Here is a 26,971-nt window from a genome sequence, read left to right on the forward strand (position 1 = left end):
GATCCACGTCTTACTTTGGCCGCTGCGTTTGCAGCGGCCTTTTTTATGTGCGCTGGTTTTTTTGCAGAGCGAGAATTTCCTTATTGCTTAAACATATCTCACAAGAATCATCCTGCAAACACATAAGAAATATCTGATAAGACGTAAGAGAATTCTCCTTACATGTCTAACCCGTGAATTTTCAGTCAATTTCTATATCGAACTCCTCACAACCAGTTCAGACCCAGTTTGATGTGCCTTAAAGTCATCTGATTGAGCATTACCCACTTATTGCTCAAGGAAGATAAATCATGATCGAGAAACACGGTCCTCCGCTGGACCTGGCACAGACAACTGTTAACGGAGAAAACAGTACCGTCTATCTAGACACCACCTACGTCGGAAAACAACCAAAGCCCGGAACAAATCCAGCAGGTGGAGGTTTTCGTGTTCCGCCAACCCGCCCTGGCGGAATGGGCTCAGGCATCACCCATACCGAAGGCCTCAGACGTGAAACAAGAGATAAAATAAAAGCCACGCAGGCATGGGTAAAAAACGATTACTCGGCGAAGTCTCAGGACTTGCCGAGGCTAACTGACGTTGAGCTCGCTACTGCAAGAGGGTTACATCCGGCGCATGTGACTACACTTACACAGTCATATCAGCACGAACTCAATATCAGGAACATATTAATACAGCAAAAGACGGCCGCACTTTACGCTTATACGGTGCAGGCTAATGATTTCTACGGCCACAGTCCGCTCAATGCAACTATCGCGGATTATCTATTCCGAGCTCATGCTCTGGACAGATCGGTTACCCCCTATGGGCCTGCTTATTCAAAATGGGCAAACTCTTACCAGTCTGCCTACACGGCTAAACTGCTAACTGAGCAGATTCAGCTATTAAACAATCAGCAAGCACACGTACAAAGCCTGCTTGCCGCTGCACAAGTGCAAGAACAGATCGCTGCGGCTGAGCAAGCGCGTGTTGCAGCACTGGCCGAAGCTATGCACTTAGCAGCCGAGCAAGCCCGAATTTCGGCACTGGCCGAATCCGCGCGAGTGGCGGCTGAGCAAGCCCGGGTTGCAGTTCTGGCCGAAGCTGAAAAAATAGCAGCCGAGCAAGCCCGAATTGCAGCGCAAGCGCAGGCGAAACAGATCGCTGTGGAACAGGCTAGGTTAGCAGCGCAAGCCGAAATTGAACGGCAGAATGAGGCGGCACGCGAGGCGTTAAAGGCACAAAAGCGTGCGGAGGATCGCGCTCAAGTAGATGCACTGGTAGCGATGTTCGACGCACGGGACGCCGCCCAAGCCAGTCGCCCATTTCCTGTTTCTGGCTCGGCCGCGGCAGCCGGCCCGGTAATCACGCTGGCAACTGGCCGTCTGGCAACCAGTGCTGCAATGACCCTGGCAGTCAGAGCCGCTCTTCAGACCGGTGCCGCCGCAGCGTCATTAGCCGGTTCCGCGGTCGCTGTCGGATTCGCGGCGCTAGTGTTTCCCTCGTCATTGGGTAACGGTGATCGCCGTCAAATGAGCGTGCCCCTCTCGGATCTGGAGCCCGACAAGCTCCAGGCCTGGAGCCTCGTGCTGTCGGATTACGAGCCCGATAGTCTGCACGCCTTGAGCGTCCCTCTCTCGGACCTGATACCCCACAACCCCGACAACTTGTACTCCATTGCCGAAGCCGGTGGAGTGGTCGAACTGCCAGTCGCTATCGGCTCCAAAACGGTGGGCAACACCACCGAGTTCTTCGTCGTTGCCACAAACGGCACTACGGTGCCTGGCACCGCACCGGTGCAACTCGCCACTTTCGATCCAGAACTGAATGCCTACAGGTCCTACCAAGCGGATACCCCGTCAATCGGCATGACCTGGACGCCAATTGCTTCGCCGAGTAACGCCTCCACCACGTTGCCGGCGGCCGTATCGAATATCGTGATCTACGACGGTACTCTCCTGACCGCTGGCGAAGGCAGGATTGATACGTTCCCGGAGCTTGAGCACTACAGTTTTGGAGGCTTCATTACTGTTTTCCCGATCGAATCGGGAATTCCGCCTCAGTATGTGATGTTCAGGGATCGGCGAAGCGAGCCGGGTGTTGCGAGCGGTGTTGGACAGTCTGTATCGGGAAGTTGGACGGGGGCTACCTCCACACCGGAAGGGGCGCCTATTCCCGCTCAAATTGCAGATAAACTCCGTGGAAGAGAATTCTCAAGCTTTAAGGCGTTTCGCAGGGAGTTCTGGAGAGCAGTGGCGAATGACGACGTGTTGGTTAGGCAGTTCACATTGTTCAACAAATACGATATTCAGAAAGGTTTATCACCAAGCGCTCATCCTTCAGAGCAAGTAGGCGGGAGAAAAAAACTTGAAATCCATCACACCATACCAATCAGCGAAGGCGGCTCGGTCTACGACGTAGACAATCTTCGTGTATTGACCCCGAAGCAGCACATCGCAACCCACTCCAATAGAGGAAGATTTTAAATGAATTTCAAAAGCAAATTCGAAGAATATACCGAATCGGAGTATATCCACCTCATCAATCGACTGGTCGTAGGCGATTATTCAACAGAGGAAGAGCACGACGCCATAGTCGAAAATATTGTATCCACTTCGGAACATCCAAACGGCACGGGCATTTTGTATTACCCAGAAGACGGAGTTGAAGACAGTCCGGAAGGGGTTTTAAAAGCCATCAAAGATTGGCGAGCAGCAAACGGAAAGCCAGGCTTCAAACCTGAATAGTTACCAAACGCCAAGCCGTCGCAACCTGACGGTTTGGCTTATGACCCAGCCAACTCTACACCGAGGAAGGCTTTTCGAAGAAGATGTTCTGGCTAACGGCGTTGGTCCGATTGCCGTTAAAGGACCTAACTGGAAAGCTCCACTATTTGTAACAGAAAGAAAATACGGCTGATAAAAATGACGCCCCAAGTCGCACACTGCGGCTTGGGGCCCTCATACCCTTAAATCGAAAACCTCTGCAAATTCCCCATCATCTCCTTCAACGCTTCAATATTATCTTTCGGATGCGCCGCACCCTCGAAATCACAAATCTGCGCCCAATGCGCCGCCACATCTTCCGGCGAGAAACCCACCCGGGGATCGAAACCCGCACCCAGGCTGCGCTCCCAGCGAACCTTGCCCATCCAGCCACCGCCGACTTCGAAAAGTCCCGACGTTTCCTGACAGTTTTCGCTGGCCAGATACACCACCAGCGGGCTGACAAGTTCCGGCTTTAGCTGTTCGAATACTTGCGGCGGGATCAGGCCTTCGGTCATGCGCGTGCCGCCGGTGGGGGCGATGGCGTTGACGAGGATGTTGTGTTTGCGACCTTCGATAGCGAGGGTGCGGGTCAGGCCGTAAAGGCCGAGCTTGGCCATGCCGTAGTTGGACTGGCCGAAGTTGCCGTAGATGCCCGAAGTGGAGGCGGTGAAGATCACGCGGCCATAGTTTTGCTCGCGCAGATGCGGCCACGCGGCGCGGGTGACTTTGTAGGCGCCCTCAACGTGGACGCGGTAAACCAGATCCCAGTCGGCGTCGTCCATTTTGTGGAAGGTCTTGTCCCGCAGGATCCCGGCGTTGTTGACGACCACGTCGACACGGCCAAAAACATCCAGCGCATTCTGCACGATCTTGTCACCGTCGGTGACCGAGTCGTGGTTGGCCTCGGCAATGCCGCCGGCCTGACGAATTTCCGCCACTACGCGGTCTGCCGCCGAAGCGTTAGCGCCCTCCCCCTGAGCCGAGCCACCGAGATCGTTGACTAGCACCTTCGCGCCCTGCGCAGCGAACAGCAACGCATGCGCGCGTCCGAGGCCGCCACCGGCCCCCGTGATGATCACGACTTTATCTTCGAAGCGCACAGATTCATTCATGGGGGACTCCAGCAGGCCAAGGGGACAGTGCGTCCGAGTGTCAGGCACGGCGCTGCGGGTCACAACGAACACGGGTGAGTCTGAATGGTGTTCGATAAGGCTGGGGGATGATGCGGTTTTGGGATTGGGGGGACCATTAGAGATCGCAGCCTCGTGTTACTCGACAGCTCCTACATCGGGATCACCGATATCCCTGTAGGAGCTGTCGAGTAACACGAGGCTGCGATCTTTCAGCATCGACTCAGGAAAAAGCCACCTTACGCGGCAAAGGGATCAACCGGCCGCGAAACGCCAGATAATGCTGCAGCACCTGCGCCGGCGCTTCGGTCTGCGGGTAATGGCCGATGCTGGGCAACAGCACGGTATCAGCGTCTGGAATCAGTTCCTGGTAACGCTTGACCATGTGCGCTCCGGAAATCGGATCGACCTCGCCATCAATCACCCTCAACGGCACTTCGCCACGCTGCATCGCCAGCACCCAGCGGTCCCGCTGAATTCGCCGTTCAGGGATGTATGCGATGAGTTTGTGAATAATGCGCGGCCCGTGATTGCTATCGATCAGGCTCCAGAAATCATCCATCTCGCTTTCCGTAGGGCGGGTGTGCGGACCGAATATCTGCCGAAAACTCTTCACCAGCGCCTCGCGCGAGAAGGCCCGCCCAATCATCCAGCCCAATGGGCTGAGCAGCAGTTTTTGCATGAGTACCGGGCGATGGGTTTCCGGAAACAGGCCACCGTTGAGGAACACGCAACTGGCGAGCTCGATGCGCGCCTCATAATGCCGGGCCAGCAATTCCTGCGCCACGCTGTCGCCATAATCGTGGGCGAGAATGTGCACAGGCGTTTCGACGTTCAGGTGCTCGAGCAGTGCCTGTTGCAAATCAGCCTGTTCGAGCAAGCTGTACTCATGATTAACCGGTTTGGCTGAATCGCCGAAACCCAGCATGTCGCAAGCGATCAAACGGTAGCGCTGAGCCAGCGGTTGCCATAGAAAATGCCAGTCCCAACTGGCGGTCGGGAAACCATGAATGAGCAACAGCGGTTCGCCCTGCCCTGCCGTCCAGTAACGAATGGCATGACCATGGAACATGAACGTCTGGCTGCGCTTGCGCCAGACACACAACGGGATCTCGGCGAGAGGCATCAGGATTTATATCCCGGATCCAGTTGATCGAGTTTGCGCAACAACGCCGGCCAGGCCAGCGCGCCCCCCATGCCTTGAGCACTTTTGGTGACGCCCGCAATCATCGCCTTGGCGCCCGCCAGAATCTGCGGTTCGATGGCGATCAATTCCGCCCCTCCGTTCTGCGCCAGCACCTGGATATCGCAGGCGCGCTGGAAGGTAAACATCATCAGGAAGGTGTCGGCGACGGTGCTGCCACAGGTCAGCAGGCCGTGGTTGTGCAACATCAGGAAGTTGTTTTCACCGAGGTCGGCTTGCAACCGCGCTTTCTCCTCGTGATTCAGTGCGACGCCTTCGTAGGCGTGATAAGCCAGGCTGGACAGCACGAATAACGACTGCTGGCTGATCGGCAAGATGCCCTGTTTCTGCGCCGACACCGCAACACCTGCCGCCGTGTGCGTGTGCAGCACGCAAACCACATCGTGACGCACTTCGTGCACTGCACTGTGGATCGTGTACCCCGCCGGATTGATTTCGTACGGGCTGTCCATCAGTTTGTGTCCGGCCTGATCGACCTTGACCAGGCTGGATGCGGTGATCTCGTGGAACATCAGGCCGAACGGGTTGATCAGGAAATCTTCGGTGCCTGGCACCTTGGCCGAGATGTGCGTGAAGATCAGATCGTCCCAGCCATGCTGGGCGACCAAACGGTAACAGGCCGCCAGGTCGACGCGGGTCTGCCACTCGGCGGCACTGACCTGATGCTGAACGCTGGATGGCGACTGGATGGGGGCTACGCTCACGGCAAGGAAACTCCTGTTCTTGTTTTTATGCACACGTGAAGCAGTCTAGTCAGCCCTCGGTATTCGGGTAGTTGCATTGCCAGCCAGCTTGATGGCCTAGCGAGTCAGGAACTCGAAAGGCCCGGAATTACTGGATTCATGAGTGTCAGATCATTGGTGTAGTGCATCGACCAGTTCAGCCAGCCACGGTTCTGCGTCGGCTTCCGGCGTGACACTTTCGCTGGCGTCCAGACGCAGCATCGGCAGCACTTCACGCAGGCCCAGCTCGGCAAACAGTTCACGCATCTGCTCGCCACCGCCGCAAAAAGTATCGCCATAACTGGCATCGCCCAGGCCGATCACGGCCCCCGGCAAACCACGCCACGCCGCCGGCAACTGATCGCGGATGGCAAAATACAAAGGCTGCAGATTGTCGGGCAGCTCGCCCATGCCGGTGGTCGACGTCACGGCGAGAAAAGCCTCCGGGCCGAACGCCTGAAGCTCTGCAAGGGTCGCGCGCGAGTTGTAGAACGTCTCGAAACCGGCAGCTTTCAAAATGCTGGCAGCATGACGGGCAACTTCTTCGGCCGTGCCGTACACCGAGCCGGAAAGGATGGCAACTTTCATCAATCGGGTCCTGAAGCTTAATAAAGGGAAGGATCTTAACAGCACGACCCTGAATGTTCTTTTAGAATGCAGACGATCAATCACCCGCAAAGGACTCTGCAAATGATCAACGCGCAATTGCTGCAAATGATTATCGATGCGTCGAACGAAGGCATTGTGATCGCTGAAAAAGAAGGCGAGCAGGACAACATCCTGATTTACGTGAACCCCGCATTCGAGCGACTGACGGGCTACTCGAGCGAAGAAATCCTCTATCAGGATTGCCGTTTTCTGCAGGCTGGAGATCGGGATCAAGCGTCCCTGCGCGTGGTTCGCGAAACGCTCGATCATGGCGGCTCCTGCCGCGAGATCCTGCACAATTATCGCAAGGATGGAACGCCGTTCTGGAACGAGTTATCGCTTTCAACGGTAAAAAATCCGGGCGATGGCCAGACTTATTTCGTCGGAGTGCAAAAAGATGTCACTCTGCAAGTCAAGGCTCAACAGCGCGTAGCGCAGCTCGAAGCGCAAGTGGCAGAGCTTAAAAGGGAGTTGTCCGCATTAAAAGCGACCAACGGCGCAAACTAAAATGCGAATTAATAGTCATTAACTACAATCACCGATGACTTTGTGGCCATTTCTTTCGAGTAGATCATGCAACGCGACACGCTCTTGACCCAGGATGAGCTGGATTTCATCCAGACCATGCAGCACAACCCGCAACTCAATGTACGGGATGCGACGTCGAGCCTGCTGGTCAACGGGGGTTCACAGATTCGTGATCTGCTGACGCGCCTTGCTGCAAATGAGCAAGTGACTATTCAGGCCAACTTCGACAATCAACAAATGACCTTTCCGCTGCACCTGGTGGAAGACGAATTTCATGCGCTGCATCTTCGTTTGGGCGTTCCCAGCATTTACGAAGACGGCCCGATGATTCGGCCTTGGCGGTTAGTCCTTGAAGAGCCGGTAGCGCTGGAGAATGCCAACGGCCAGCCCGGTACGATGTGGGTGCACGAGGTGTCGTTCAAAGGTGTTCTGCTGGAAGTGCGCAACAAGACCAAACCTCCCAAGCATTTCGCGCTCTGGTTCAGCCCTTCGGGCTATGAGCGCATTGCCTTGCGTGGCACCTTCGAAAAAGAAACCGATCGCGGCTACTTTGCCTATCAGTTGAACCAGGGCGACAAAGACGAAACCGAACGCCTGCGCCAGTACATCCTTCAGCAGCATCGCCTCACCCACCCCGCTCTGCACCTCTGATTTACTTCGCCCGCCTCAAGTGTCCAGGCCGCCAGCCAGGAACTGTTTCAAACGCTGGCGCATCTGCGTTCCCTCACTTCCCAAGCAGCCGATTGATGATCCGGTCAGGTTTTCCTGCGCCAGTTCGGCGACCTCACCTGCCAGCAGCAGCTGACAATCAATGCTCAGCGCCAGTCGGTTCAGCAGATGTGACAGCTGGGCGGCGGGTGCGTGATTGGAGAAAAGCACGAGCGCTTGGGGTTTGATCCTTTCGCACACCAGCGTCAGCTCATCGAACGGCTGCCCGACTGCCATGACCTGAAGCGCGTAATCGGAATTACTGAGCAACAACGCCGCCACTAACAGTTCGAGTTCGTGACAGCGATCGTCCAGGGCACAAACGACGACTCTTCGGGCGACCGTCACGCGCGCCAGCGACAGGCGTTGCACTACACGCGAGCGCAAAAAACCATCGAAGAAAATCCATTCACTGGCGTGTCCGAAGGCTTCCTGTCGATGCTGTAATTGCTTCCACAACGGCAGGAGGATGTGCTGAAAAACTACCGTTAGCGGGTAACTGGAAAAAATCTGTCCATAGACCTGATCAAGTTGCACCACATCGAAATCGCTGACCGCAGACTTGAGCTGCTCCTGCCATTGCGCATGATCGGTTTGCACCAGCTCACGGGGAAGGTTGTGCGATGAAACCTGCAGCGGCGCGGTTTTGACCAGTATCTTGCCGACTTTACTGACGGCGACGCCGCGATCGATCCAGTCGAGAATAGTGCGCACCCGTTCAATATCGCTCATTGAGTACAGGCGATGCCCGCTATCAGTGCGCGTTGGCTGAATCAGGCCGTATCGGCGCTCCCAGGCACGCAAGGTGACCGGATTGACACCGGTCAGTCGCGCCACCTCACGAATGGGATGCAGCAGTTCCGGGCCAGGTGCGGTACCGGGCTGAAGAGCCGGGGCAGTGTCAGTGATGACAGGCATTTAACAATTCACGTCCTTGTACGATTTGGATCCCATTGTAACCTTCTGCGGCCGGGATAATTCAAGGCACCGATGATTGACCTGCCGTGCGGGCCATACCTATAGAATGCGGAACGTTTTTTGCTGGTTGCACAGGCGCAGCTCCCTACCCCCGTTGCGCCTGCGTAGCTCCTACCCGGAGCAACGCATCAGTCTCATGGAGATACACAATGTCTACCTCACCCGTCACGCTGATGGTCGCTCGTCGCGTTGCCGAAGGTCGTTATCAGGATTTGATGGTCTGGCTGCGCGAAGGCGAACAGCTGGCCACCGATTTTCAAGGTTATCTCGGCTCTGGCGTGCTTGCACCGCCACCCGAGGATGATGAATTCCAGATCATTTTTCGTTTCGCCGATGAACAGACGATGCACGCCTGGGAGCATTCCGCCTCGCGGACCGCTTGGCTGGAGCGCGGCAGTGACTTGTTTGCCGATCCCACCGAGCATCGGGTCAGTGGCATCGAGGGCTGGTTTGGCGCGACTGGCCAGCGTCCACCGCGCTGGAAACAGGCAGTGGCAATCTGGCTGGCATTCTTCCCGGTGTCGCTGATGTTCAACTTTGGATTGGGGCCGTTGCTCGATGAGTTGAGCCTGCTGCCACGCGTGTTGATCAGCACGCTGTGCTTGACGCCGTTGATGGTGTACCTGTTTATCCCGCTTTCGACCAGACTGCTGGCCGGTTGGCTAAACACCCCGACGACGCTCCGCAAAACCATTAACCCCTAGGAGCAAGCTTGCTCGCGAAGAACGATAACGCGGTCATCCCACGGAACCGTGTTTCCATTGATCGCGAGCAAGCTTTGCTCCCACCAGGCTTTGCGCCCATAGAGGTGAGAAGCCCCCGTCGCTGGTATAGTTTTTGTTCTCACCGCGACGCGAGCCGTTCATGACCTCTTCATCTGCCCCGATCCTCATCACCGGTGCCGGCCAGCGTGTCGGCCTGCACTGCGCACAGCGTTTGCTCGAAGACGGCCACCCGGTGATTTTCACCTACCGCAGCGAGCGCAGCGGCGTGCAGACGTTGCGCGACCTCGGGGCGACGGCGCTGTTCGCGGACTTCGCCACTGAAGCGGGCATCCTGGCCTTCATCAACGAACTGACAACGCATACCGAGAGCCTCCGCGCCATCGTGCACAACGCATCCGAGTGGCTGGCGGAATCACCGGACACCGACGCTGCAGCCTTTACCCGTATGTTCAACGTGCACATGCTGGCGCCCTACCTGATCAATTTGCACTGCGCCGACCTGCTGCACCGGTCAACCCCGGCCGACATCGTGCACATCACCGACGACGTGACCCGCAAGGGCAGCAGCAAACACATCGGCTACTGTGCGAGCAAGGCCGGGCTCGACAGCCTGACGCTGTCCTTCGCCGCCCGGTACGCGCCCGCCATCAAGGTCAACGGCATCGCGCCGGCCCTGCTACTGTTCAACCCTGAAGACGACGCGGCGTACCGCAGCAAGGCGCTGGCGAAATCTGCACTGGGCATCGAACCCGGTAGCGAAGTCATCTACCAGAGCCTGCGCTACCTGCTCGACAACCCTTATGTCACCGGCACTACCCTGACCGTCAATGGCGGCCGGCACATCAAATAAGCGGCCCCGCGAGGATGCTCCATGACGTTATCCCTGCACCACAATTCCCTGCCCGAGAACTACCGCGACATTCTTATCGGCCTGGGTGAAAATCCCGACCGCGAAGGCCTGCGCGATACACCGGTGCGCGCGGCCAAAGCCATGCAGTACCTGTGTCATGGCTATGAACAAAGTGTCGAAGAAATCGTCAATGGCGCATTGTTTGCCTCGGACACCGATGAAATGATCATCGTCGCCGACATCGAGCTGTATTCGCTGTGCGAACACCATTTACTGCCCTTCATCGGCAAGGCCCATGTGGCCTATATTCCAACGGGCAAAGTGCTGGGGCTGTCGAAGATTGCGCGGTTGGTGGACATGTTCGCCCGACGCCTGCAAATTCAGGAAAACCTCACCCGGCAAATCGCCGATGCGGTGCAGCAGGTGACCGATGCCGCTGGTGTCGCGGTGGTCATCGAGGCGCGGCACATGTGCATGATGATGCGCGGTGTCGAGAAACAGAATTCGACCATGAACACCTCGGTGATGCTCGGTGCCTTTCGCGACTCGAGCAACACCCGTCAGGAGTTTCTGCAATTGATTGGACGGAGCAAGTAGCAATGCCACAACTTCAACCAGGCACCGCACGCATCCGGGTCAAGGACCTGTGCCTGCGGACCTTTATCGGCATCAACGAGGATGAAATCCTCAACAAGCAGGATGTCTTGATCAACCTGACCATTTTGTACGCGGCCCAGGAAGCGGTGCGCGACAACGACATCGAGCACGCGCTGAATTACCGCACCATCACCAAGGCGATCATCGCCCATGTCGAAGGCAATCGCTTTGCGTTGCTGGAACGGCTGACCCAGGAGATTCTCGATCTGGTGATGGTCAATGAATCAGTGCAATACGCCGAAGTCGAAGTCGACAAACCCCACGCGTTGCGCTTTGCCGACTCGGTGTCGATTACGCTGGCGGCGGGTCGCTGATCGCGTCTGGCGTATTGGTCGTCAGGCTTTTATCATCCGCGCCAACCATTGACCCACAGAGGCCGTCATGACCGATCAGCAACGCCTGGAACTTGAAGCCGCCGCCTTTCGCCGGCTCGTCGCGCACCTCGACAGCCGCAAGGATGTGCAGAATATCGACCTGATGAACCTCTCGGGTTTCTGCCGTAACTGCCTGTCCAAGTGGTACAAGGCCGCGGCCGACGAACGCCAGATCGAGGTCAGCCTTGATGACGCTCGCGAAGTGGTTTACGGCATGCCGTACGCCGAGTGGAAAGCCCAATACCAGCAGGAAGCCAGCGCCGAACAACAGGCGGCGTTTGCCAAAGGAAAACCCAATGAATGATCTGAACACCCTGCGCGCCAGCCTCAACAGCGGCGAACACAATTTCGCCGAAACCCTGGCGTTCATTGCGGCCGGTTACGACTACCAGCCTCAGGCGTTCACCAATGGCGGCGTGGAGAATGCGGCCGGGCAGAACGAAGGTTCGTGCAAGACCCTGGGTCTGGCGCTGCTGGAAGGCTTGAGCGATGAAGAAGCGCTGCTGGCATTCGGTGAGCATTACCGCTCGGTGGTGGCAACGCCTGAAGGCAGCGATCATGGCAATATTCGCGCACTGATTGCGCATGGTCTGGCCGGCGTGAAATTTGCGCAACAGCCCCTGACCCGCCGCTGATTCAACATCAAAGATCGCAGCCTCGTTTCACTCGACAGCTCCTACAGCGTTCGTGTTTCTCTGTAGGAGCTGTCGAGTGAAACGAGGCTGCGATCTTCTGATCTTCCACCACACATCCCGACTTTTAAGATTGACCCACCCACTTTATTTCGTTTGCCCGCCAGCACCGCTCACGGCTTAGATAAAAGAAGCCTCCCATCTTCTGAGTCGGTCATCCATGAGCAGCGAAACCATCAGCCGGTCGATCAACATCGTTCATCCCGTCACCCTCAGCCACGGCAAAAATGCCGAAGTCTGGGACACCGATGGCAAACGCTACATCGACTTCGTCGGTGGCATCGGCGTATTGAACCTTGGCCACTGTCATCCGCGCATCGTCGAGGCCATTCGTGATCAAGCCACCCGGCTGACCCATTACGCTTTCAACGCTGCCCCGCATGTGCCGTACCTCGACTTCATGGATCGGCTCGCCGCGTTTATTCCCGTCGATTATCCCGTCAGCGGCATGCTCACCAACTGCGGCGCGGAAGCGGCGGAAAACGCCTTGAAGATCGTCCGTGGCGCGACCGGTCGCACGGCGGTCATCGCCTTCGATGGCGCGTTCCACGGTCGTACCCTCGCCACGCTCAACCTCAATGGCAAAGTCGCCCCGTACAAACAAAAAGTCGGCGTATTGCCGGGGCCGGTGTATCACTTGCCCTTCCCGAGCAAGGACAACGGCGTGACCTGCGCCGAGGCGCTGAAGGCGATGGACCGATTGTTCAGCGTCGAAATCGATGTCGACGACGTAGCCTGTTTCATCATCGAACCGGTGCAGGGTGAAGCGGGTTTCCTGGCGCTGGACGTCGAGTTTGCTCAAGCGCTGCGGCGCTTCTGCGACGAGAAAGGCATCGTGCTGATCGCCGATGAAATCCAGTCAGGCTTCGGTCGCACCGGGCAACGCTTCGCGTTTTCGCGGCTGGGCATCGAGCCGGACCTGATCCTCCTGGGCAAAAGCATCGCCGGCGGCGTGCCGCTGGGTGCGGTCGTCGGACGCAAGGCGCTGCTGGATATTTTGCCCAAGGGCGGACTCGGCGGCACTTACTCGGGCAACCCCATCGCCTGCGCTGCAGCGCTGGCCACCCTGGATGAAATGAGCGACGCCAACCTGCAGGCCTGGGGCTCGCAGCAGGAAGAAGCGATCGTCAGCCGTTATCAAGCCTGGCGCGCGAGCAACCTGTCACCTTACCTGGGGCGTCTGACCGGCGTCGGTGCGATGCGCGGTATCGAACTGGCCCATGCTGATGGCACGCCAGCCCCGGCACAACTGACGCAATTGCTGGCGCTGGCCCGCGACGCCGGCCTGTTGCTGATGCCCAGCGGCAAGTCGCGCCACATCATCCGGCTGCTGGCGCCACTGACCACCGAAGCGGCTGTGCTGGAGGAAGGCCTGGACATTCTCGAGGCGTGCCTGGCGAAGCTGAGCTGACTTGATAGCAAACTGCAATTCGGGAATGACATAGCGAATTATGTTCGCTTGTCGCCCCGGATTTTGCGTCGCAATACTCGGTGTAGGAGCGAGCTCGCTCGCGATGGACGTTAACGAGTATGTTCTGAATAAACGCGTCGCCCTGAAGTTCATCGCGAGCAAGCTCGCTGCTACAGAATCGATAAACCTTTTACTTAGCGAGATCATCAGTACCGACCAGCCGAGGCATCCATGTATCACGACAATATAATTTATAAGAAAAAGTCCAACGATCCTCAATTCCTGCTCGGCGTGGCCGTGGTGCTGTTCCTCGGCTCCTACCTGATGAACCTCGGCAACAGCGGCCTCAGTCACTTCCTGCATCCGCTGCTGGGCGATACCCCGGACAGCCTGACCTCACGCAACATCACCATCGGCCTGGGCATTGCAGTCCTCGGTACGCTTAACTTCCACGTTCTCGGACGCCTGAAGTTCAAAGTGCAGACCACGGTGGTGTGGATCGAATTGCTGATCCTGTTCCTCGCATTCTTCGACACCTTCGACCTCTCCTACAGCTTCATCCTCGACAAGGTTGGCTTCCTGATCATTCAGGGCGCCGCCACCACGTTGTACATCTCCGCGATCGCCATCGTGATTGCCTTCGTGCTGGCGTTGATCGGCGCGGTGGCCAAGCTGTCGAACAACGGCTTGGCCAACGCGCTCGCGTCGTTCTATACCTCGTTTTTTCGCGGCGTGCCGTTGCTGATTCAGATCTACCTGATCTACCTGGGGCTGCCGCAACTCGGTTATGTGGTCGACGCGGTGCCCGCCGGCATTCTCGCGCTGTCGCTGTGCTACGGCGCGTACATGACGGAAATCTTCCGCGCCGGTATCCAGAGCATTCCCGTCGGGCAGTGGGAAGCATCGCGGGCGTTGAACATCAGTCCGTTCAAGACGCTGAGCAAAGTGATCATGCCCCAGGCCTTGCGCGTGATCATCCCGCCCACCGGGAACCAGTTCATCGCCATGCTCAAGGACAGTTCGCTGGTCTCGGTGATCGGCGTGTGGGAACTGATGTACCTGGCCAAGACCCAGGGCCGAGCGGATTTCCGCCACCTGGAAATGCTGATCACCGCTGCGATGATTTACTGGGCGCTGTCGTTCATCCTCGAACGGGTGCAGGCGCGCATCGAAAAACGGGTCAACCGTTCCACCGTGAGGAGCTGATCGTGATGACTCCAACCAGTACCGCCGAAAGACTCCAGCCGACGCCGTTTGCGCCGACCGCTCCGGCGATGATTTCCATCGCCGGCCTGAACAAGTGGTATGGCAATTTTCACGCCTTGCGCGATGTCGACCTGACCGTCGCCAGCGGTGAAATCCTGGTGGTGTGCGGGCCGTCGGGCTCGGGTAAATCGACGATGATTCGCTGCATCAATCACCTCGAGAATTTTCAGAAAGGCCACATCAAGGTCAATGGCATCACCCTCACCAGCGAAGCGGAAAGTGTCAGCGCCGTGCGCAGTGAAATCGGCATGGTGTTCCAGAGCTTCAATCTGTTCCCGCACCTGAGCGTGATGGACAACCTGACGCTGGCGCCGCAACTGGTACAAGGCGTGTCATCCACAGAGGCAAAAAAACGTGCGCAGGTGTACCTGGAGCGCGTGCGCATTGCCGAACACGCGCACAAGTATCCGTCGCAATTGTCCGGCGGCCAGCAACAACGCGTGGCGATTGCACGGGCGCTGTGCATGAATCCCAAGGTAATGCTGTTCGACGAACCGACGTCCGCGCTCGACCCGGAAATGGTCCACGAGGTACTGGACGTGATGGGTGAACTGGCCACCGATGGCATGACCATGATTTGCGTGACCCACGAAATGGGTTTTGCCAGCAAGGTTGCCGACCGCGTGTTGTTCATGGATCAGGGCCAGGTGATCGAACAAGCGACACCGGCAGAATTTTTCAACAATCCGCAGACCGAACGCGCGCAGAAATTCCTGTCGCAGATCATCGGTCACTGAGAGTCGTTTTACCGCCGCAAAACAATAACGAAAAGTGGAGATGGACATGCTCAGCAAAAAACGCGCAATCACCCTCGCAGCCGCCATGTCACTGTTGTTCGTCGGCGCCGCCAATGCCGGTGCGGTGCTGGACAAGATCCAGAGCAGCAAGACGCTGACCGTCGCGACGTCGGCGACCTGGCCGCCGCAAGGGTTCATCAATGACAAGAATGAAATCGACGGTTTTGACATCGACGTCTCGAAAGAAATCGCCAAGCGTCTTGGCGTCGAGGCCAAATTCATCACGCCAGACTGGGACGTGATTACCGCCGGCAAGTGGAACGGCCGTTGGGACGTGTCCGTGGGTTCAATGACTGCAACCAAAAGTCGCGCACGAATTCTCGATTTCCCCGGGACTTACTACTACGTGCCGTACGTGTTTGCCGTGCATGACAAATCCAAGGTCACTGATCATAAAGCACTGAATGGCAAGACTATCGGCGTCGAAGGCGGCACCACCTCCGAGGACTATTTCAGCCAGGCGCTGGCCATTGAAACCACCGACGTGCCGCCTGTGGTTTATGACGTCAAAACCGAAAAAATGAAAACCTACGCTGGTTCCGTCGGCCCGCTGGACGATCTGCGTCTGGGCGATGGCGCACGCCTGGACGCCATTCTCACGCAACGCAGCACGCTCGATGCAGCCGTCAAAAAGGGTTACCCGTTGCGGGCCGTCGATGACAACGTGGCGTTCTACGAACCGCTGGCCGTGGCCACCGACAAGGGTGACCCGGAGCTGAAAGCCAAACTGGCGGAAATCATCGCCGCGATGCACAAGGACGGCACGCTGACCAGGCTGTCGGACAAGTGGTACGGCGTCGATTACTCGACCATTAAATAACCAGCACCGATCCCGAGCGGGAGTAATCCCCTCGCCACAAGGGCAGCTCCCACACTCGACCGGCAATTTCACAAGGATCGACCATGTCCTTCCCCAACACCTGGTATGCCCAAACCTCGCTGCCGCGCGCAGCCAGGTCCGAACTGAAAACCGACGAAACCTGCGACGTCTGCATCATCGGTGCCGGCATTGCGGGGCTCACCGCGGCCCTCGAACTGACCCGACGCGGCAAACGCGTGGTCATCCTCGAAGCGCATCAGGTCGCCTGGGGCGCGTCCGGCCGCAATGGCGGCGTGGTCTCGCCGGGCTGGGCCGAAGGCTCGGGGGCTATCCGCAAAAAGCTTGGCCTTGAACAGGCACGGACGTTGTTCCGGATGTCGGTCGAAGGTGTAGACATCGTGCGCCACAACATCAGCGAACTGGCGCTCAGCGGTTGCGCACCATCGGCCGGGACCATTCGGGTCAAGCGCTACGATGACGCTGCCGGGGTGAAGAGCCACATTGAAACGATGCGTCGTGACTTCGGCTATGAAGTGAATTTTCTCGACACCGCTCAGGTTCGGGAGCGGGCGCACACCCTGCGCTATTTCCAGGGCGTCGAAGACCCCAATGCGCTGCATTTCCACCCGCTGAATTATTGCCTGGGCCTGGCGATGGCCATCGAGGCGGCGGGCGGCGAAATTTTCGAACACTCGAAAATGCTCGCCTGGCGTCATGAGGGTAGCGATAAAGTGGTCGAGACCGCGCAGGGCAGCGTGCACTGTCAGGACCTGGTGTTCTGCGCCGGTGGTTACGGCGGACTGGAGCTGCAAAAACTCAGCCGCGCCTATTTGCCCATTGCCACCTACGTGGTGCTGACCGAACACTTGGGCGATTCGATCAAGAACGTGCTCGACTCCGCCGCGGCGTTCTCCGATGACCGACGCGCTTCGGATTATTACCGCGTGGTCGAGGGCGACCGCCTGCTCTGGGGCGGACGCATCACCACCCGCAACGAGCAAAATGAAAAAGCCCTGGCAGCGATGCTCAAAGCCGACATGGTCGCGGTGTATCCACAACTGGCGCCGGTCAGGATCGAGTTGGCATGGTCCGGTTTGATGGGTTATTCCACCAACAAGATGCCGAACCTGGGATTGCTAGAGCCCGGCGTCTGGGCGTGCACTTCATTTGGCGGCCACGGGCTGAACACCGGCTCTATCTGCGGTCGGGTGATCGCTGAAGCGGTGTTCGGGGAAAGTCGACGGTATGAGCTGTTCAAGCCCTACCTGCTCGACTGGAACGGCGGGCCGTTTGGCCGTGTGGCGGCGAATGCGATTTATCAGTCGCTGAAGGTGATGGATTTTGTGCAGGAAAGGCTTCGCGGTTGAGCACAATTTCCGCAAACACTGTTAACCCTTGTGGGAGCTAGCCTGCTGGCGATGGTGTGTCAGTCACATCAATGTAGCTGACACACCATCGCCAGCAGGCTAGCTCCCACAAGGTTGTGTGTTGACCGCACTTTCCGTAAACACAAAAAAAACCGGCCGAAGCCGGTTTTTTTCATTTCTGCACAATCAGAACGAAGCGTTCTGCAGGCCGTCCAGATAACGCTCGGCGTCCAGTGCGGCCATGCAGCCGGCGCCGGCCGAGGTGATCGCCTGGCGGTAAACGTGGTCCGCCACGTCACCGGCGGCGAAGATACCTTCAATGTTGGTGGCAGTGGCGTTGCCTTCACGGCCGCCATGCACCACCAGGTAGCCGTCTTTCAACGTCAGCTGACCTTCGAACAGCGAGGTGTTCGGGGTATGGCCGATGGCGATGAACACGCCGTCGACTTTCAGCTCGTCGAAACTGCCGTCGTTGTTCTTCAGACGGGCACCGGTGACGCCCATGTTGTCGCCCAATACTTCGTCCAGCGTCGCATTCAGCTTGAGGATGATCTTGCCTTCAGCGACCCGTGCGTGCAGCTTATCGATCAGAATCTTCTCGGCGCGGAAGGTCTCGCGGCGGTGAATCAGGGTCACAGTGCTGGCGATGTTGGCCAGGTACAGCGCCTCTTCGACAGCGGTGTTACCGCCACCAACCACGGCAACCGGCTTGTTGCGATAGAAGAAACCGTCGCAGGTGGCGCAGGCTGACACGCCCTTGCCCATGAACGCTTCTTCCGACGGCAGGCCCAGATAGCGAGCGCTTGCGCCAGTGGCGATGATCAGCGCGTCGCAGGTGTAAGTTGCGCTGTCGCCGGTCAGGCTGTAAGGCTTGGAAGCGAAGTCCACTGCGTTGATGTGATCAAAGACGATCTCGGTTTCGAAACGCTCAGCGTGCTCTTTCATGCGCTCCATCAATGCCGGGCCGGTCAGACCGTGGACATCGCCCGGCCAGTTGTCGACTTCGGTGGTAGTGGTCAGTTGACCGCCGGCCTGCATGCCGGTGATCAGCAGTGGCTTGAGATTGGCACGGGCCGCATAGACCGCGGCGCTGTAACCGGCAGGGCCGGAACCGAGAATAATCACTCGCGAATGACGGACTTCAGACATGACCTGCTCCTGTTGACCGGCCCGAACACCTGGCGCGGAACGCCGGGTTGGCCGGCGGAAATAAAAAAGGACCGTTGAAAGCGCTTGGGGAAGGCTTGAACTCGACAGTCCTGTAAAAGATTGGGTGCAGCGTATCGAGGGGGCGAAGATTAAGGAAATACCGAATAACAATCCAGCTCATAGGCGGTCTCTATTCGGTAACCACGAATATATAGGCGCCTTTGTTACCGTTGATGTCGATGCTGTCGCCGTGCTTTCGCCGATGGGGCAAAGCCGGTAAGGTCGGCGCGTTTCCCCTTGCTCGGAGCATGATATGCCTGCACCCGTACTGTCCGGCCCACAATACCTGCGCGAAGGACTCAAGCTGGTCTTGAGTCCCAGCCTGCGTTTATTCGTCTTGCTGCCACTGGCCATTAACCTGGTGCTGTTCGTCGGATTGATTTACCTGGCTGGCCATCAGTTCAGCCTGTGGGTCGATACGCTGATGCCATCGCTGCCGGAGTGGCTGAGTTTTCTCAGCTACGTGCTCTGGCCGATCTTTGTGGTGCTGGTGGCCTTCATGGTGTTTTTCACGTTCACCATGCTCGCCAACATCATCGCCGCGCCCTTCAACGGCTTCCTCGCCGAGAAAGTCGAAGTGGTGGTGCGCGGCACAGACGACTTCCCCGCCTTCAGTTGGGGCGAACTGATCGCCATGATACCGCGCACGCTGTCGCGAGAAATGCGCAAACTGGGCTATTTCCTGCCACGCGCCATCGGCCTGTTCATTCTCTCGTTCATACCGGTGCTCAACATCATTGCCGCGCCGCTGTGGTTACTGTTCGGCGTGTGGATGATGGCGATCCAGTACATCGACTACCCGGCGGATAACCACAAGCTGGGCTGGAACGAGATGCTCGCCTGGCTGCGCGAGAAGCGCTGGCAGAGCATGAGTTTCGGCGGCAGCGTATATCTGGTTTTGCTGATTCCGGTGGTCAATATTCTGATGATGCCGGCGGCCGTGGCGGGTGCGACGCTGTTCTGGGTGCGTGAGCGCGGCGCGGAAAACCTGGTGACCCAGCGCTAAGCAGTCACAAATCCATCATCTAACCGTCACAACGACGCAATGGCCTCAGCCGACACTGAGGTCATGACTACAGCTCTGCATATCACCCTGATCACCGAAACCTTCCCTCCCGAAATCAACGGCGTGGCCAACACCCTTGGTCGCTTGTGCGACGGTCTACGCGCGCGCGGGCATCAAGTGGAGCTGGTGCGACCTCGACAGGGTTGCGACTCGCCAACAGGCAGCAGCGATGATCTGCTGCTGTGCCGGGGCTGGCCGCTGCCGGGCTATCCGGGCCTGCAATGGGGCCAGTCGTCGATGCACAAATTGTTGCGGCGGTGGCAGCGTCATCGACCGGACGTGTTGTACATCGCCACCGAAGGCCCGTTGGGATTATCTGCATTGCGCGCCGCACGACGCCTGGGGATTTCCGTGGTCAGTGGCTTTCATACCAATTTTCAGCAGTACACCAGCCAATATGGGTTGGGGATGCTCTCGCGTTTGCTGACACATTATTTACGCTGGTTTCACAATCGCTCGACCTTGACTCTGGTGCCTAGCGTCAGCCAGAGGCTGGAACTGGAACGACGGCAATTCGAGCGGCTGGCGTTGTTGTCCCGAGGGGTCGACAGCCAGCTGTTTAATCCGGTCAAACGCCTGCAGTCGCTGCGCGAGCAATGGGGTCTGGGGGAGGATGACATCGCCGTTATCCACGTAGGACGCCTGGCTCCGGAAAAAAACCTTGGTGTACTCAAGCGCTGCTTCGAGCGGCTGCAAAGCACTTATCCACAACGCAACCTTAAGCTGATCGTCGTCGGTGACGGGCCTCAGCGGGCCGCTTTGCAGCAGCAATTACCGTACGCGATCTTCTGCGGCGCTCAACGCGGCGAAGCGTTGGCCAGCCACTATGCCTCGGGGGATGTATTTGTTTTTCCAAGTCTGACCGAAACCTTTGGCAATGTGGTGCTCGAGGCGCTGGCCTCGGGGTTGGGCGTGGTCGCTTACGATCAGGCGGCTGCGGGCCAACACATACGGCATGGCTACAACGGCGTGCTGGCGATGCCGGGGGATGAGGAGGCGTTTTGCGAGGCGGCAGTGTGGTTGCTCGAGGAGCGCGAATCACTGCGATGCGTACGCCTGAATGCGCGACAGCACGCAAGCCGTCAGGGCTGGGCGACGATTATCGAGCAGTTCGAGGGGCAGTTGCGGGGGGCTTGTGCTGGGGAGATGGTAGTGCCGAATGCACCTACCGGACCTTGATTTCTCGCTGACCTTGACGCCGCCATCGCGAGCAGGCTCGCTCCCACAGGTGACCGCATACTCCGGGCAGTACGAGGTCAATGTGGGAGCGAGCCTGCTCGCGATAGCGTCAGTGCAAGTGGTACTTAAACCAGCGTCATCAACGCCTCACGGCTGAACGGTAGAATCTCTTCCTCGCGACCGTCGCGCACTTTCTGCGCCCAATCCGGATCGACCAGCAGCGCGCGCCCTACCGCCACCAGATCGAACTCGTCATTATTCAAACGCTCGAGCAGTTTTTCCAGGCTGGCCGGCTGCGCGATTTTGTCGGTGTTGACCATGAACTGCAGGAACTCCCCGTCCAGGCCGACACTGCCCACGGTAATGGTCGGCTTGCCGGTCAGCTTGCGCGTCCAGCCTGCGAGGTTCAGCTCGGAACCATCGAACTCCGGCTCCCAAAAGCGTCGCGTCGAGCAGTGGAAAATGTCCACCCCGGCGTCGGACAACGGCTTCAGGAATTCCCCCAGCGCTTCCGCGGTCTGCACCAGCCGCGCAGTGTAGTCCTGCTGTTTCCACTGCGAGAAACGGAAGATGATCGGGAAACCTTCACCGACCGCCGCACGCACCGCTTGAATCAATTCGATAGCGAAGCGCGAACGGTTGGCCAGGCTGCCGCCATATTCGTCAGTGCGCTGGTTGCTGCCCTCCCAGAAAAACTGGTCGACCAGATAACCGTGGGCGCCATGGATTTCAATGCCGTCCATGCCGATGCTCTGCGCATCCTTGGCCGCTTGAGCAAACGCGGCAATCACGTCTTGAATATCCTGCTTGCTCATGCCGTGAACGACGACCTGACCGTCCTTGAGTTTTTCCGACGGACCGTAACCTGGCACGCTGGCATCCGGCTCGGTGCCAATACGACGCACACTGCCGACGTGCCACAGTTGCGGAACAATCTTGCCACCCTCGGCGTGCACGGCGTCGACAACTTTTTTCCAGCCTGCCAGCGCGGCTTCACCGTAGAAGTGCGGCACGTTCGGATAACCGTTGGAAGCCTTGTGATCAACCGTGGTGCCCTCGGTGATGATCAAACCAACACCCGCTGCAGCACGGCGGCGGTAGTACTCGATCACTTTGGAATTGGGTACGCCACCCGGCGAAAACGAACGGGTCATCGGCGCCATGACCACGCGGCTCGGCAATTCGAGACTACCGAGATGGAACGGTTTGAACAGGGCTTTTACGGGCATGGGGACGCTCCACGAAGAATGACTTTATGACGGCGATAATATGGGGAGGCGACGGCAATGAATAGCACTATTGATTGCGGTGATTAAGGATCAGAAGTCTGTAGGAGCCGGCTTGCTGGCGATTGAAACAACCCGGTTCAGGTAAACCGCGCTGCCCGGATCGCCAGCAAGCCGGCTCCTACAGTGGGGAATCAGCTCAGCGCTTTTTCAATCGCCTGAATGACGCTGGGATCATCCGGAGGCGTGCGCGGCGAAAATCGCGCGAGCACGCGACCATCCTTGCCCAGCAGGAATTTTTCGAAGTTCCAGGTGATGTCGCCCGGGAACTCCGCGCCCTCGCCCGCCAACAGGCGGTACAACTGATGACGGTCGTGACCGTTGACGTCCAGCTTGCCGGACAATGGAAAGGTCACGCCATAGTTCAGACTGCAGAACGCCTGAATCTCCTGCTCGGTGCCCGGTTCCTGTCCGGCAAACTGGTTGCACGGCAAACCCAGCACGCTGAAACCCTGATCCTTGTATTGCTGGTAAAGTTTTTCCAGCGCCGCGTACTGTGGGGTCAGGCCACATTTGGAAGCAACGTTGACCACCAGCACGACGCGCCCCTTGAAAGGCGCAAGAGGCAGCTCCTGACCATCCAGGGCCTTCAGTTTAAGGTCGTGAAAAGCACTCATGACGAACTCCAAATTCCCGTGTTCTTCTCGAAACAGCCTCTTGGTGATTCCACCAGGGACAGCCGCGGACTAAAAAAGGCGCCCCGCGGGCGCCTCTCCAGTACTCGAAAGCTTAGCGCAGAAATCAGTGCTGATGGCCACCTTCACCATGCACGTGACCATGCGCGACTTCTTCCTGGCTGGCTTCACGGATGTCGATGATCTTGACCTGGAAATTCAGGCGCTGACCGGCCAACGGGTGGTTGCCGTCAACGGTGACATCGTCGCCGTCCAGATCGCGGATGGTCACGATCTGCATCTGGCCGTCCGGCGCGGAAGCGTGGAACTGCATGCCCACTTCCAGTTCGTCCACGCCTTCGAACATGCTGCGGCTCAGGGTGCTGACCAGTTCGGCGGCGTATTCGCCGTAGGCGTCTTCCGGTTCAACAGCCACGGTCAGCTCGTCGCCGACTGCTTTGCCTTCCAGGGCTTTTTCCAGGCCCGGGATGATGTTGCCTGCGCCTTGCAGGTAAACCAGCGGCGCGCCGCCGGCGGAGCTGTCGATGACCTCACCAGCGTCGTTGGTCAGGGTATAGTCGATGGAGACAGCCTTATTGGCGGCGATCAGCATGGGGCGAGACCTTTTGCAGAAGAATATAGAAAGACCAAGTTTAGCGAAGCAATCGTCCGAAAGCGAACACAACCCGGACAGACGGAACGCGGCGCCAGGCTCGACGGTCACAGGTTTTCATCAGGACGAGGATGGGCACTGGGTTGCCGAGCTGTCCTGCGGCCATACGCAGCACCTGCGCCACCAGCCGCCGTGGCAATCACGCGCCTGGGTGCTGGACCCGGCGCAACGCCTTGAAAAAATAGGCCAAGCCTTTGCTTGTGGTTGGTGCGCACAAGGCTCGGTTAGCGCTAACCTTGGCGACTGAATTGCGGTAGACGGCCAGTCATAGGTTGTCACCATTGCCATGCTCCTTTAGAGAATCCGCATGCAAACTTTTTTTATCGCGCCCACCGATTTCGGTGTGGGTCTGACCTCCATCAGCCTCGGGCTGGTGCGCACGCTCGAACGGGCCGGCCTCAAGGTCGGCTTTTTCAAACCGATCGCACAGCCGCATCCGGGCGACACCGGGCCTGAACGCTCCACCGAACTGGTGGCCCGCACCCACGGCCTGAAACCGCCCAAGCCGCTGGGGCTGGCGCATGTCGAACGCATGCTCGGCGACGGCCAGCTTGACGAATTGCTCGAAGAAATCATCACCCTGTATCAGCAGGCCGCTATCGGCAAAGACGTACTGATCGTTGAAGGCATGGTGCCGACGCGCAGCGCCAGTTACGCCGCGCGGGTCAATCTGCATCTGGCCAAGAGCCTGGATGCTGAGGTGATCCTGGTCTCCGCGCCGGAAAACGAAGTGCTGGCCGAGCTTTCCGGGCGCGTCGAGTTGCAGGCGCAGCTGTTCGGCGGCCCCAAAGACCCCAAGGTCCTCGGCGTGATTCTCAACAAGGTCAAGACTGACGAGAGCATGGAAGCGTTTGCCGCGCGCCTGAAGGAGCATTCGTCCTTGCTGCGCAGCGGCGATTTCAAGCTGCTCGGCTGCATCCCGTTCCAGCCAGAACTCAACGCGCCGCGCACCCGCGACGTTGCCGATCTGATGGGCGCGCAAATCCTCAATGCGGGCGATTACGAAACCCGCCGCATGAGCAAAATCATCATTTGCGCGCGCACCATGCGCAACACCGTCGAGCTGCTCAAGCCCGGTGTGCTGGTGGTGACGCCCGGCGATCGCGACGACATCATCCTCGCCGTCAGCCTCGCCGCCATGAACGGCGTGCCGCTGGCCGGCCTGTTGCTGACCAGCGACACCCTGCCCGATCCGCGCATCATGGACCTGTGCCGTGGCGCGTTGCAGGCGGGCCTGCCGGTGTTATCGGTGAGTACCGGCTCCTACGACACCGCCAACCAGCTGAACGGGTTGAACAAGGAAATCCCGATCGACGACCGTGAGCGTGCGGAGATCATCACCGACTTCGTCGCCAGCCATCTCGACGCCAACTGGCTGCACCAGCGTTGTGGTACGCCACGGGAAATGCGCCTGTCGCCCGCGGTGTTCCGCTACCAATTGATTCAGCGCGCCCAGGCCGCCAACAAGCGGATTGTGTTGCCCGAAGGCAGCGAGCCGCTGACCGTGCAAGCAGCGGCGATCTGTCAGGCACGCGGCATTGCCCGCTGCGTGTTGCTGGCCAAGCCTGCAGACGTCGAAGCCGTGGCCCGCGCGCACGATATCGAGCTGCCGCCGGGGCTGGAGATTCTTGATCCGGACCTGATTCGTGAGCGCTACGTCGAACCGATGGTCGCACTGCGCAAATCCAAAAGTCTCAACGCGCCAATGGCCGAGCAGCAACTGGAAGATACCGTGGTCATCGGCACGATGATGCTCGCGCTGGATGAAGTCGACGGCCTCGTCTCGGGGGTCATTCACTCCACCGCCAACACCATTCGCCCTGCCCTGCAACTGATCAAAACAGCGCCGGGCTGCACGCTGGTCTCGTCGGTGTTCTTCATGTTGTTTCCGGAAGAAGTGCTGGTCTACGGCGATTGCGTGATGAACCCGCACCCAAGCGCCAGCGAACTCGCCGAGATCGCCCTGCAAAGCGCTGACTCTGCTGCCGCATTCGGCATTACCCCGCGCGTGGCGATGATCAGCTACTCAAGCGGCGAATCGGCCAGCGGCGAAGAAGTCGAGAAGGTCCGCGAGGCGACTTTGCTCGCTCACGAGCAGCAAAATTCACTGCTGATCGACGGCCCGTTGCAGTACGACGCCGCCGCCAACGAAAGCGTTGCGCGGCAGTTGGCGCCGAACAGCCAGGTCGCCGGTCGCGCCACGGTATTCGTGTTCCCCGACCTCAACACCGGCAACACCACGCACAAAGCCGTGCAACGCAGCGCCGATTGCGTCAGCCTCGGGCCGATGCTGCAAGGCCTGCGTAAACCGGTGAACGATCTGCCGCGCGGTGCGCAAGTCGATGACATCGTGTACACCATCGCGCTGACTGCGATTCAAGCTGCCAACCGACCTATGGATCTCTAAATGCTGGCTTTTCTTCCTGCTCCCGTGCGCGGCGTGATTGCCTCGCTGTTGTTGGCACTGAACACTATTCTGCTTTGCTCGATTCTGTTCTGCGTGGCGATTTTCAAAGCGTTGCCTTTCGCCCTCACTCAACGCTTCACGCTGTGGCTGATGAGCCACATCCATGAAGCGTGGATCAGCAATAACAAAGCGTGGATGAACCTGGTCTGCCGCACCCGCTGGCACCTCAGCGGGCTCGAGGGTCTGGACTATCGGCACTCGTACCTGATCACCAGCAACCACCAGAGCTGGGTCGACATCATGGTGCTGCAGTACGTGCTCAATCGTCGCATCCAGCCGCTGAAATTCTTCCTCAAGCAAGAGCTGATCTGGGTCCCGGTGATCGGTCTGGCGTGGTGGGCGCTGGGCTTTCCGTTTATGAAGCGTTACTCCAAGGCTTACCTGGAAAAGCACCCCGAGAAGAAAGGCAAAGACCTTGAAACCACGCGCAAGACCTGCGCGAAGTTTCGCAATAACCCGGTGGGGATTTTCAATTTCGTCGAGGGCACGCGCTTCACCGAAGGCAAGCATGCGCAGCAGCAATCACCGTTCAGGTTTTTGCTGAAAGCCAAGGCTGGCGGCATTGCGTTTGTGCTGGACGCCATGGGTGAGCAACTCGAGTCGATCGTCAACGTGACGATTCATTACCCGGGCGGTCGTCCGGGGTACTGGGATTTGCTCTGTGGGAATGTGAATGACGTGGTAGTGCATTTTCAGGAGCTGAAGATCCCGCCGGCGTTTATCGGTAAAAATTACGACCAGGACGGCGAGTATCGCCTGCAGTTTCAGGGGTGGATCAATCAGTTGTGGGAAGACAAGGATGCGCTGCTGGAGCAGATGCATAGGGAGTATCCTGGGAAGTAATCAGGCGCCT

Annotated in this window: 29 protein-coding genes; 20 read left to right on the top strand and 9 right to left on the bottom strand. The window is 58.3% G+C overall.

Annotated features, from left to right (window positions below):
* Positions 1 to 290 precede the first annotated feature (290 nt).
* Together ACYZTS_RS02870 and ACYZTS_RS02875 are read left to right on the top strand one after the other, a co-directional pair.
* On the top strand, positions 291 to 2,465 hold the full coding sequence (locus ACYZTS_RS02870; protein ID WP_461993881.1) for an S-type pyocin domain-containing protein: 2,175 nt from the start codon (positions 291 to 293) through the stop codon (positions 2,463 to 2,465).
* A complete protein-coding gene (locus ACYZTS_RS02875; protein WP_461993883.1) occupies positions 2,466 to 2,726 on the top strand; it encodes a bacteriocin immunity protein in 261 nt (86 codons plus the stop codon).
* A gap of 221 nt (positions 2,727 to 2,947) precedes the next feature.
* Here the strand turns inward: ACYZTS_RS02875 and ACYZTS_RS02880 are convergent, their stop codons facing one another.
* From ACYZTS_RS02880 to ACYZTS_RS02895, 4 genes are all read right to left on the bottom strand, one after another.
* On the bottom strand, positions 2,948 to 3,859 hold the full coding sequence (locus ACYZTS_RS02880) for an SDR family oxidoreductase (protein ID WP_461993885.1): 912 nt from the start codon (positions 3,857 to 3,859) through the stop codon (positions 2,948 to 2,950).
* Between the two features lie 241 nt (positions 3,860 to 4,100).
* On the bottom strand, positions 4,101 to 5,003 hold the full coding sequence (locus ACYZTS_RS02885) for an alpha/beta fold hydrolase (protein WP_461993887.1): 903 nt from the start codon (positions 5,001 to 5,003) through the stop codon (positions 4,101 to 4,103).
* Complete coding sequence (locus tag ACYZTS_RS02890) at positions 5,003 to 5,785, bottom strand: class II aldolase/adducin family protein (RefSeq protein ID WP_461993889.1); 783 nt, start codon at positions 5,783 to 5,785, stop codon at positions 5,003 to 5,005. Before ACYZTS_RS02890 ends, ACYZTS_RS02885 begins: the two co-directional genes overlap by 1 nt.
* A 150-nt stretch (positions 5,786 to 5,935) precedes the next feature.
* Positions 5,936 to 6,391, bottom strand: a complete 456-nt coding sequence (locus ACYZTS_RS02895) for a flavodoxin (protein ID WP_461993891.1) — start codon at positions 6,389 to 6,391, stop codon at positions 5,936 to 5,938.
* 102 nt (positions 6,392 to 6,493) lie between these two features.
* Here ACYZTS_RS02895 and ACYZTS_RS02900 point away from each other — a divergent pair, with 102 nt between their 5' ends.
* Positions 6,494 to 6,958 carry a PAS domain-containing protein gene (locus ACYZTS_RS02900; RefSeq protein WP_028624218.1) on the top strand — a complete coding sequence of 155 codons (465 nt, stop codon included), beginning with the start codon at positions 6,494 to 6,496 and terminating at the stop codon, positions 6,956 to 6,958.
* A 66-nt stretch (positions 6,959 to 7,024) separates the two neighbouring features.
* Positions 7,025 to 7,630, top strand: a complete 606-nt coding sequence (locus tag ACYZTS_RS02905; protein ID WP_028624217.1) for a hypothetical protein — start codon at positions 7,025 to 7,027, stop codon at positions 7,628 to 7,630.
* A gap of 15 nt (positions 7,631 to 7,645) precedes the next feature.
* On the opposite strand, the gene ACYZTS_RS02910 is transcribed toward ACYZTS_RS02905, so the two are convergent.
* Positions 7,646 to 8,605: a MerR family transcriptional regulator gene (locus ACYZTS_RS02910; protein WP_028624216.1), complete on the bottom strand. Its 960-nt coding sequence runs from the start codon at positions 8,603 to 8,605 to the stop codon at positions 7,646 to 7,648.
* A 209-nt stretch (positions 8,606 to 8,814) separates the two neighbouring features.
* Here ACYZTS_RS02910 and ACYZTS_RS02915 point away from each other — a divergent pair, with 209 nt between their 5' ends.
* The 11 genes from ACYZTS_RS02915 (at position 8,815) to ACYZTS_RS02965 (ending at position 17,624) form a co-directional block, all read left to right on the top strand.
* Positions 8,815 to 9,369, top strand: a complete 555-nt coding sequence (locus tag ACYZTS_RS02915) for an antibiotic biosynthesis monooxygenase (protein ID WP_028624215.1) — start codon at positions 8,815 to 8,817, stop codon at positions 9,367 to 9,369.
* 160 nt (positions 9,370 to 9,529) lie between these two features.
* On the top strand, positions 9,530 to 10,240 hold the full coding sequence (gene folM, locus ACYZTS_RS02920) for a dihydromonapterin reductase (protein ID WP_461993895.1): 711 nt from the start codon (positions 9,530 to 9,532) through the stop codon (positions 10,238 to 10,240).
* A gap of 21 nt (positions 10,241 to 10,261) precedes the next feature.
* Positions 10,262 to 10,837: a GTP cyclohydrolase I FolE gene (gene folE, locus ACYZTS_RS02925; RefSeq protein WP_028624213.1), complete on the top strand. Its 576-nt coding sequence runs from the start codon at positions 10,262 to 10,264 to the stop codon at positions 10,835 to 10,837.
* Positions 10,838 to 10,839: 2 nt separating this feature from the next.
* Positions 10,840 to 11,211, top strand: coding sequence for a dihydroneopterin triphosphate 2'-epimerase (gene folX, locus ACYZTS_RS02930; protein ID WP_461993897.1), 372 nt, complete (start codon positions 10,840 to 10,842; stop codon positions 11,209 to 11,211).
* Between the two features lie 67 nt (positions 11,212 to 11,278).
* Positions 11,279 to 11,575, top strand: coding sequence for a DUF1244 domain-containing protein (locus tag ACYZTS_RS02935; protein WP_008026968.1), 297 nt, complete (start codon positions 11,279 to 11,281; stop codon positions 11,573 to 11,575).
* Positions 11,568 to 11,906 (top strand): HopJ type III effector protein, encoded by a 339-nt coding sequence (locus ACYZTS_RS02940; RefSeq protein WP_028624211.1) that lies wholly within the window; start codon positions 11,568 to 11,570, stop codon positions 11,904 to 11,906. Before ACYZTS_RS02935 ends, ACYZTS_RS02940 begins: the two co-directional genes overlap by 8 nt.
* Positions 11,907 to 12,123: 217 nt before the next feature.
* Positions 12,124 to 13,374, top strand: a complete 1,251-nt coding sequence (locus ACYZTS_RS02945) for a 2-aminoadipate transaminase (RefSeq protein WP_461993900.1) — start codon at positions 12,124 to 12,126, stop codon at positions 13,372 to 13,374.
* Positions 13,375 to 13,605: 231 nt separating this feature from the next.
* Positions 13,606 to 14,580 carry an amino acid ABC transporter permease gene (locus ACYZTS_RS02950; RefSeq protein ID WP_028624667.1) on the top strand — a complete coding sequence of 325 codons (975 nt, stop codon included), beginning with the start codon at positions 13,606 to 13,608 and terminating at the stop codon, positions 14,578 to 14,580.
* A 5-nt stretch (positions 14,581 to 14,585) separates the two neighbouring features.
* Positions 14,586 to 15,377 (top strand): amino acid ABC transporter ATP-binding protein, encoded by a 792-nt coding sequence (locus ACYZTS_RS02955; RefSeq protein WP_461993902.1) that lies wholly within the window; start codon positions 14,586 to 14,588, stop codon positions 15,375 to 15,377.
* Positions 15,378 to 15,423: 46 nt separating this feature from the next.
* Positions 15,424 to 16,257, top strand: a complete 834-nt coding sequence (locus ACYZTS_RS02960; protein WP_028624669.1) for a transporter substrate-binding domain-containing protein — start codon at positions 15,424 to 15,426, stop codon at positions 16,255 to 16,257.
* A gap of 83 nt (positions 16,258 to 16,340) precedes the next feature.
* The gene (locus tag ACYZTS_RS02965; protein ID WP_461993905.1) at positions 16,341 to 17,624 is read left to right on the top strand and encodes an NAD(P)/FAD-dependent oxidoreductase; all 1,284 of its coding nucleotides are present in this window, start codon (positions 16,341 to 16,343) and stop codon (positions 17,622 to 17,624) included.
* Positions 17,625 to 17,810: 186 nt separating this feature from the next.
* Here ACYZTS_RS02965 and trxB read toward each other — a convergent pair whose 3' ends face one another.
* Positions 17,811 to 18,773, bottom strand: coding sequence for a thioredoxin-disulfide reductase (gene trxB, locus ACYZTS_RS02970; RefSeq protein WP_028624671.1), 963 nt, complete (start codon positions 18,771 to 18,773; stop codon positions 17,811 to 17,813).
* Between the two features lie 313 nt (positions 18,774 to 19,086).
* On the opposite strand from trxB, the gene cysZ reads away from it, so the two are divergent.
* Both cysZ and ACYZTS_RS02980 read left to right on the top strand, forming a co-directional pair.
* Entirely contained in the window at positions 19,087 to 19,839 is a 753-nt protein-coding gene (gene cysZ, locus ACYZTS_RS02975; protein ID WP_461993907.1) for a sulfate transporter CysZ, read from the top strand.
* A gap of 39 nt (positions 19,840 to 19,878) precedes the next feature.
* Positions 19,879 to 21,078 (top strand): glycosyltransferase family 4 protein, encoded by a 1,200-nt coding sequence (locus ACYZTS_RS02980; RefSeq protein WP_461993909.1) that lies wholly within the window; start codon positions 19,879 to 19,881, stop codon positions 21,076 to 21,078.
* Positions 21,079 to 21,203: 125 nt separating this feature from the next.
* Here the strand turns inward: ACYZTS_RS02980 and ACYZTS_RS02985 are convergent, their stop codons facing one another.
* The 3 genes from ACYZTS_RS02985 to ACYZTS_RS02995 all read right to left on the bottom strand — a co-directional run bounded on the left by ACYZTS_RS02985 (position 21,204) and on the right by ACYZTS_RS02995 (position 23,591).
* Positions 21,204 to 22,307, bottom strand: coding sequence for an NADH:flavin oxidoreductase (locus ACYZTS_RS02985; RefSeq protein WP_461993911.1), 1,104 nt, complete (start codon positions 22,305 to 22,307; stop codon positions 21,204 to 21,206).
* 191 nt (positions 22,308 to 22,498) lie between these two features.
* Entirely contained in the window at positions 22,499 to 22,981 is a 483-nt protein-coding gene (locus ACYZTS_RS02990) for a glutathione peroxidase (RefSeq protein WP_461993913.1), read from the bottom strand.
* A 124-nt stretch (positions 22,982 to 23,105) separates the two neighbouring features.
* Positions 23,106 to 23,591: an FKBP-type peptidyl-prolyl cis-trans isomerase gene (locus tag ACYZTS_RS02995; protein ID WP_028624676.1), complete on the bottom strand. Its 486-nt coding sequence runs from the start codon at positions 23,589 to 23,591 to the stop codon at positions 23,106 to 23,108.
* Here ACYZTS_RS02995 and ACYZTS_RS03000 point away from each other — a divergent pair.
* Genes ACYZTS_RS03000 through ACYZTS_RS03010 form a run of 3 tightly spaced genes read left to right on the top strand, consistent with a single transcriptional unit; the run spans position 23,560 to position 26,961 of the window.
* Positions 23,560 to 23,898 carry a DUF3565 domain-containing protein gene (locus ACYZTS_RS03000; protein ID WP_461993921.1) on the top strand — a complete coding sequence of 113 codons (339 nt, stop codon included), beginning with the start codon at positions 23,560 to 23,562 and terminating at the stop codon, positions 23,896 to 23,898. The genes ACYZTS_RS02995 and ACYZTS_RS03000 overlap by 32 nt on opposite strands.
* Before the next feature lie 60 nt (positions 23,899 to 23,958).
* A complete protein-coding gene (pta, locus tag ACYZTS_RS03005; RefSeq protein ID WP_461993923.1) occupies positions 23,959 to 26,058 on the top strand; it encodes a phosphate acetyltransferase in 2,100 nt (699 codons plus the stop codon).
* A complete protein-coding gene (locus ACYZTS_RS03010; RefSeq protein ID WP_461993925.1) occupies positions 26,059 to 26,961 on the top strand; it encodes an acyltransferase in 903 nt (300 codons plus the stop codon).
* Positions 26,962 to 26,971: the final 10 nt, after the last annotated feature.

The organism is Pseudomonas sp. TMB3-21, from assembly GCF_054898145.1.

Coding starts and splice junctions, on each gene's coding strand:
- ACYZTS_RS02870 (WP_461993881.1), top strand. CDS start 291: ATGATCGAGAAACACGGTCCTCCGCTGGACCTGGCACAGACAACTGTT.
- ACYZTS_RS02875 (WP_461993883.1), top strand. CDS start 2,466: ATGAATTTCAAAAGCAAATTCGAAGAATATACCGAATCGGAGTATATC.
- ACYZTS_RS02880 (WP_461993885.1), bottom strand. CDS start 3,859: ATGAATGAATCTGTGCGCTTCGAAGATAAAGTCGTGATCATCACGGGG.
- ACYZTS_RS02885 (WP_461993887.1), bottom strand. CDS start 5,003: ATGCCTCTCGCCGAGATCCCGTTGTGTGTCTGGCGCAAGCGCAGCCAG.
- ACYZTS_RS02895 (WP_461993891.1), bottom strand. CDS start 6,391: ATGAAAGTTGCCATCCTTTCCGGCTCGGTGTACGGCACGGCCGAAGAA.
- ACYZTS_RS02900 (WP_028624218.1), top strand. CDS start 6,494: ATGATCAACGCGCAATTGCTGCAAATGATTATCGATGCGTCGAACGAA.
- ACYZTS_RS02905 (WP_028624217.1), top strand. CDS start 7,025: ATGCAACGCGACACGCTCTTGACCCAGGATGAGCTGGATTTCATCCAG.
- ACYZTS_RS02910 (WP_028624216.1), bottom strand. CDS start 8,605: ATGCCTGTCATCACTGACACTGCCCCGGCTCTTCAGCCCGGTACCGCA.
- ACYZTS_RS02915 (WP_028624215.1), top strand. CDS start 8,815: ATGTCTACCTCACCCGTCACGCTGATGGTCGCTCGTCGCGTTGCCGAA.
- folM (WP_461993895.1), top strand. CDS start 9,530: ATGACCTCTTCATCTGCCCCGATCCTCATCACCGGTGCCGGCCAGCGT.
- folE (WP_028624213.1), top strand. CDS start 10,262: ATGACGTTATCCCTGCACCACAATTCCCTGCCCGAGAACTACCGCGAC.
- folX (WP_461993897.1), top strand. CDS start 10,840: ATGCCACAACTTCAACCAGGCACCGCACGCATCCGGGTCAAGGACCTG.
- ACYZTS_RS02935 (WP_008026968.1), top strand. CDS start 11,279: ATGACCGATCAGCAACGCCTGGAACTTGAAGCCGCCGCCTTTCGCCGG.
- ACYZTS_RS02940 (WP_028624211.1), top strand. CDS start 11,568: ATGAATGATCTGAACACCCTGCGCGCCAGCCTCAACAGCGGCGAACAC.
- ACYZTS_RS02945 (WP_461993900.1), top strand. CDS start 12,124: ATGAGCAGCGAAACCATCAGCCGGTCGATCAACATCGTTCATCCCGTC.
- ACYZTS_RS02950 (WP_028624667.1), top strand. CDS start 13,606: ATGTATCACGACAATATAATTTATAAGAAAAAGTCCAACGATCCTCAA.
- ACYZTS_RS02955 (WP_461993902.1), top strand. CDS start 14,586: ATGACTCCAACCAGTACCGCCGAAAGACTCCAGCCGACGCCGTTTGCG.
- ACYZTS_RS02960 (WP_028624669.1), top strand. CDS start 15,424: ATGCTCAGCAAAAAACGCGCAATCACCCTCGCAGCCGCCATGTCACTG.
- ACYZTS_RS02965 (WP_461993905.1), top strand. CDS start 16,341: ATGTCCTTCCCCAACACCTGGTATGCCCAAACCTCGCTGCCGCGCGCA.
- trxB (WP_028624671.1), bottom strand. CDS start 18,773: ATGTCTGAAGTCCGTCATTCGCGAGTGATTATTCTCGGTTCCGGCCCT.
- cysZ (WP_461993907.1), top strand. CDS start 19,087: ATGCCTGCACCCGTACTGTCCGGCCCACAATACCTGCGCGAAGGACTC.
- ACYZTS_RS02980 (WP_461993909.1), top strand. CDS start 19,879: ATGGCCTCAGCCGACACTGAGGTCATGACTACAGCTCTGCATATCACC.
- ACYZTS_RS02985 (WP_461993911.1), bottom strand. CDS start 22,307: ATGCCCGTAAAAGCCCTGTTCAAACCGTTCCATCTCGGTAGTCTCGAA.
- ACYZTS_RS02990 (WP_461993913.1), bottom strand. CDS start 22,981: ATGAGTGCTTTTCACGACCTTAAACTGAAGGCCCTGGATGGTCAGGAG.
- ACYZTS_RS03000 (WP_461993921.1), top strand. CDS start 23,560: ATGGAGACAGCCTTATTGGCGGCGATCAGCATGGGGCGAGACCTTTTG.
- ACYZTS_RS02995 (WP_028624676.1), bottom strand. CDS start 23,591: ATGCTGATCGCCGCCAATAAGGCTGTCTCCATCGACTATACCCTGACC.
- pta (WP_461993923.1), top strand. CDS start 23,959: ATGCAAACTTTTTTTATCGCGCCCACCGATTTCGGTGTGGGTCTGACC.
- ACYZTS_RS03010 (WP_461993925.1), top strand. CDS start 26,059: ATGCTGGCTTTTCTTCCTGCTCCCGTGCGCGGCGTGATTGCCTCGCTG.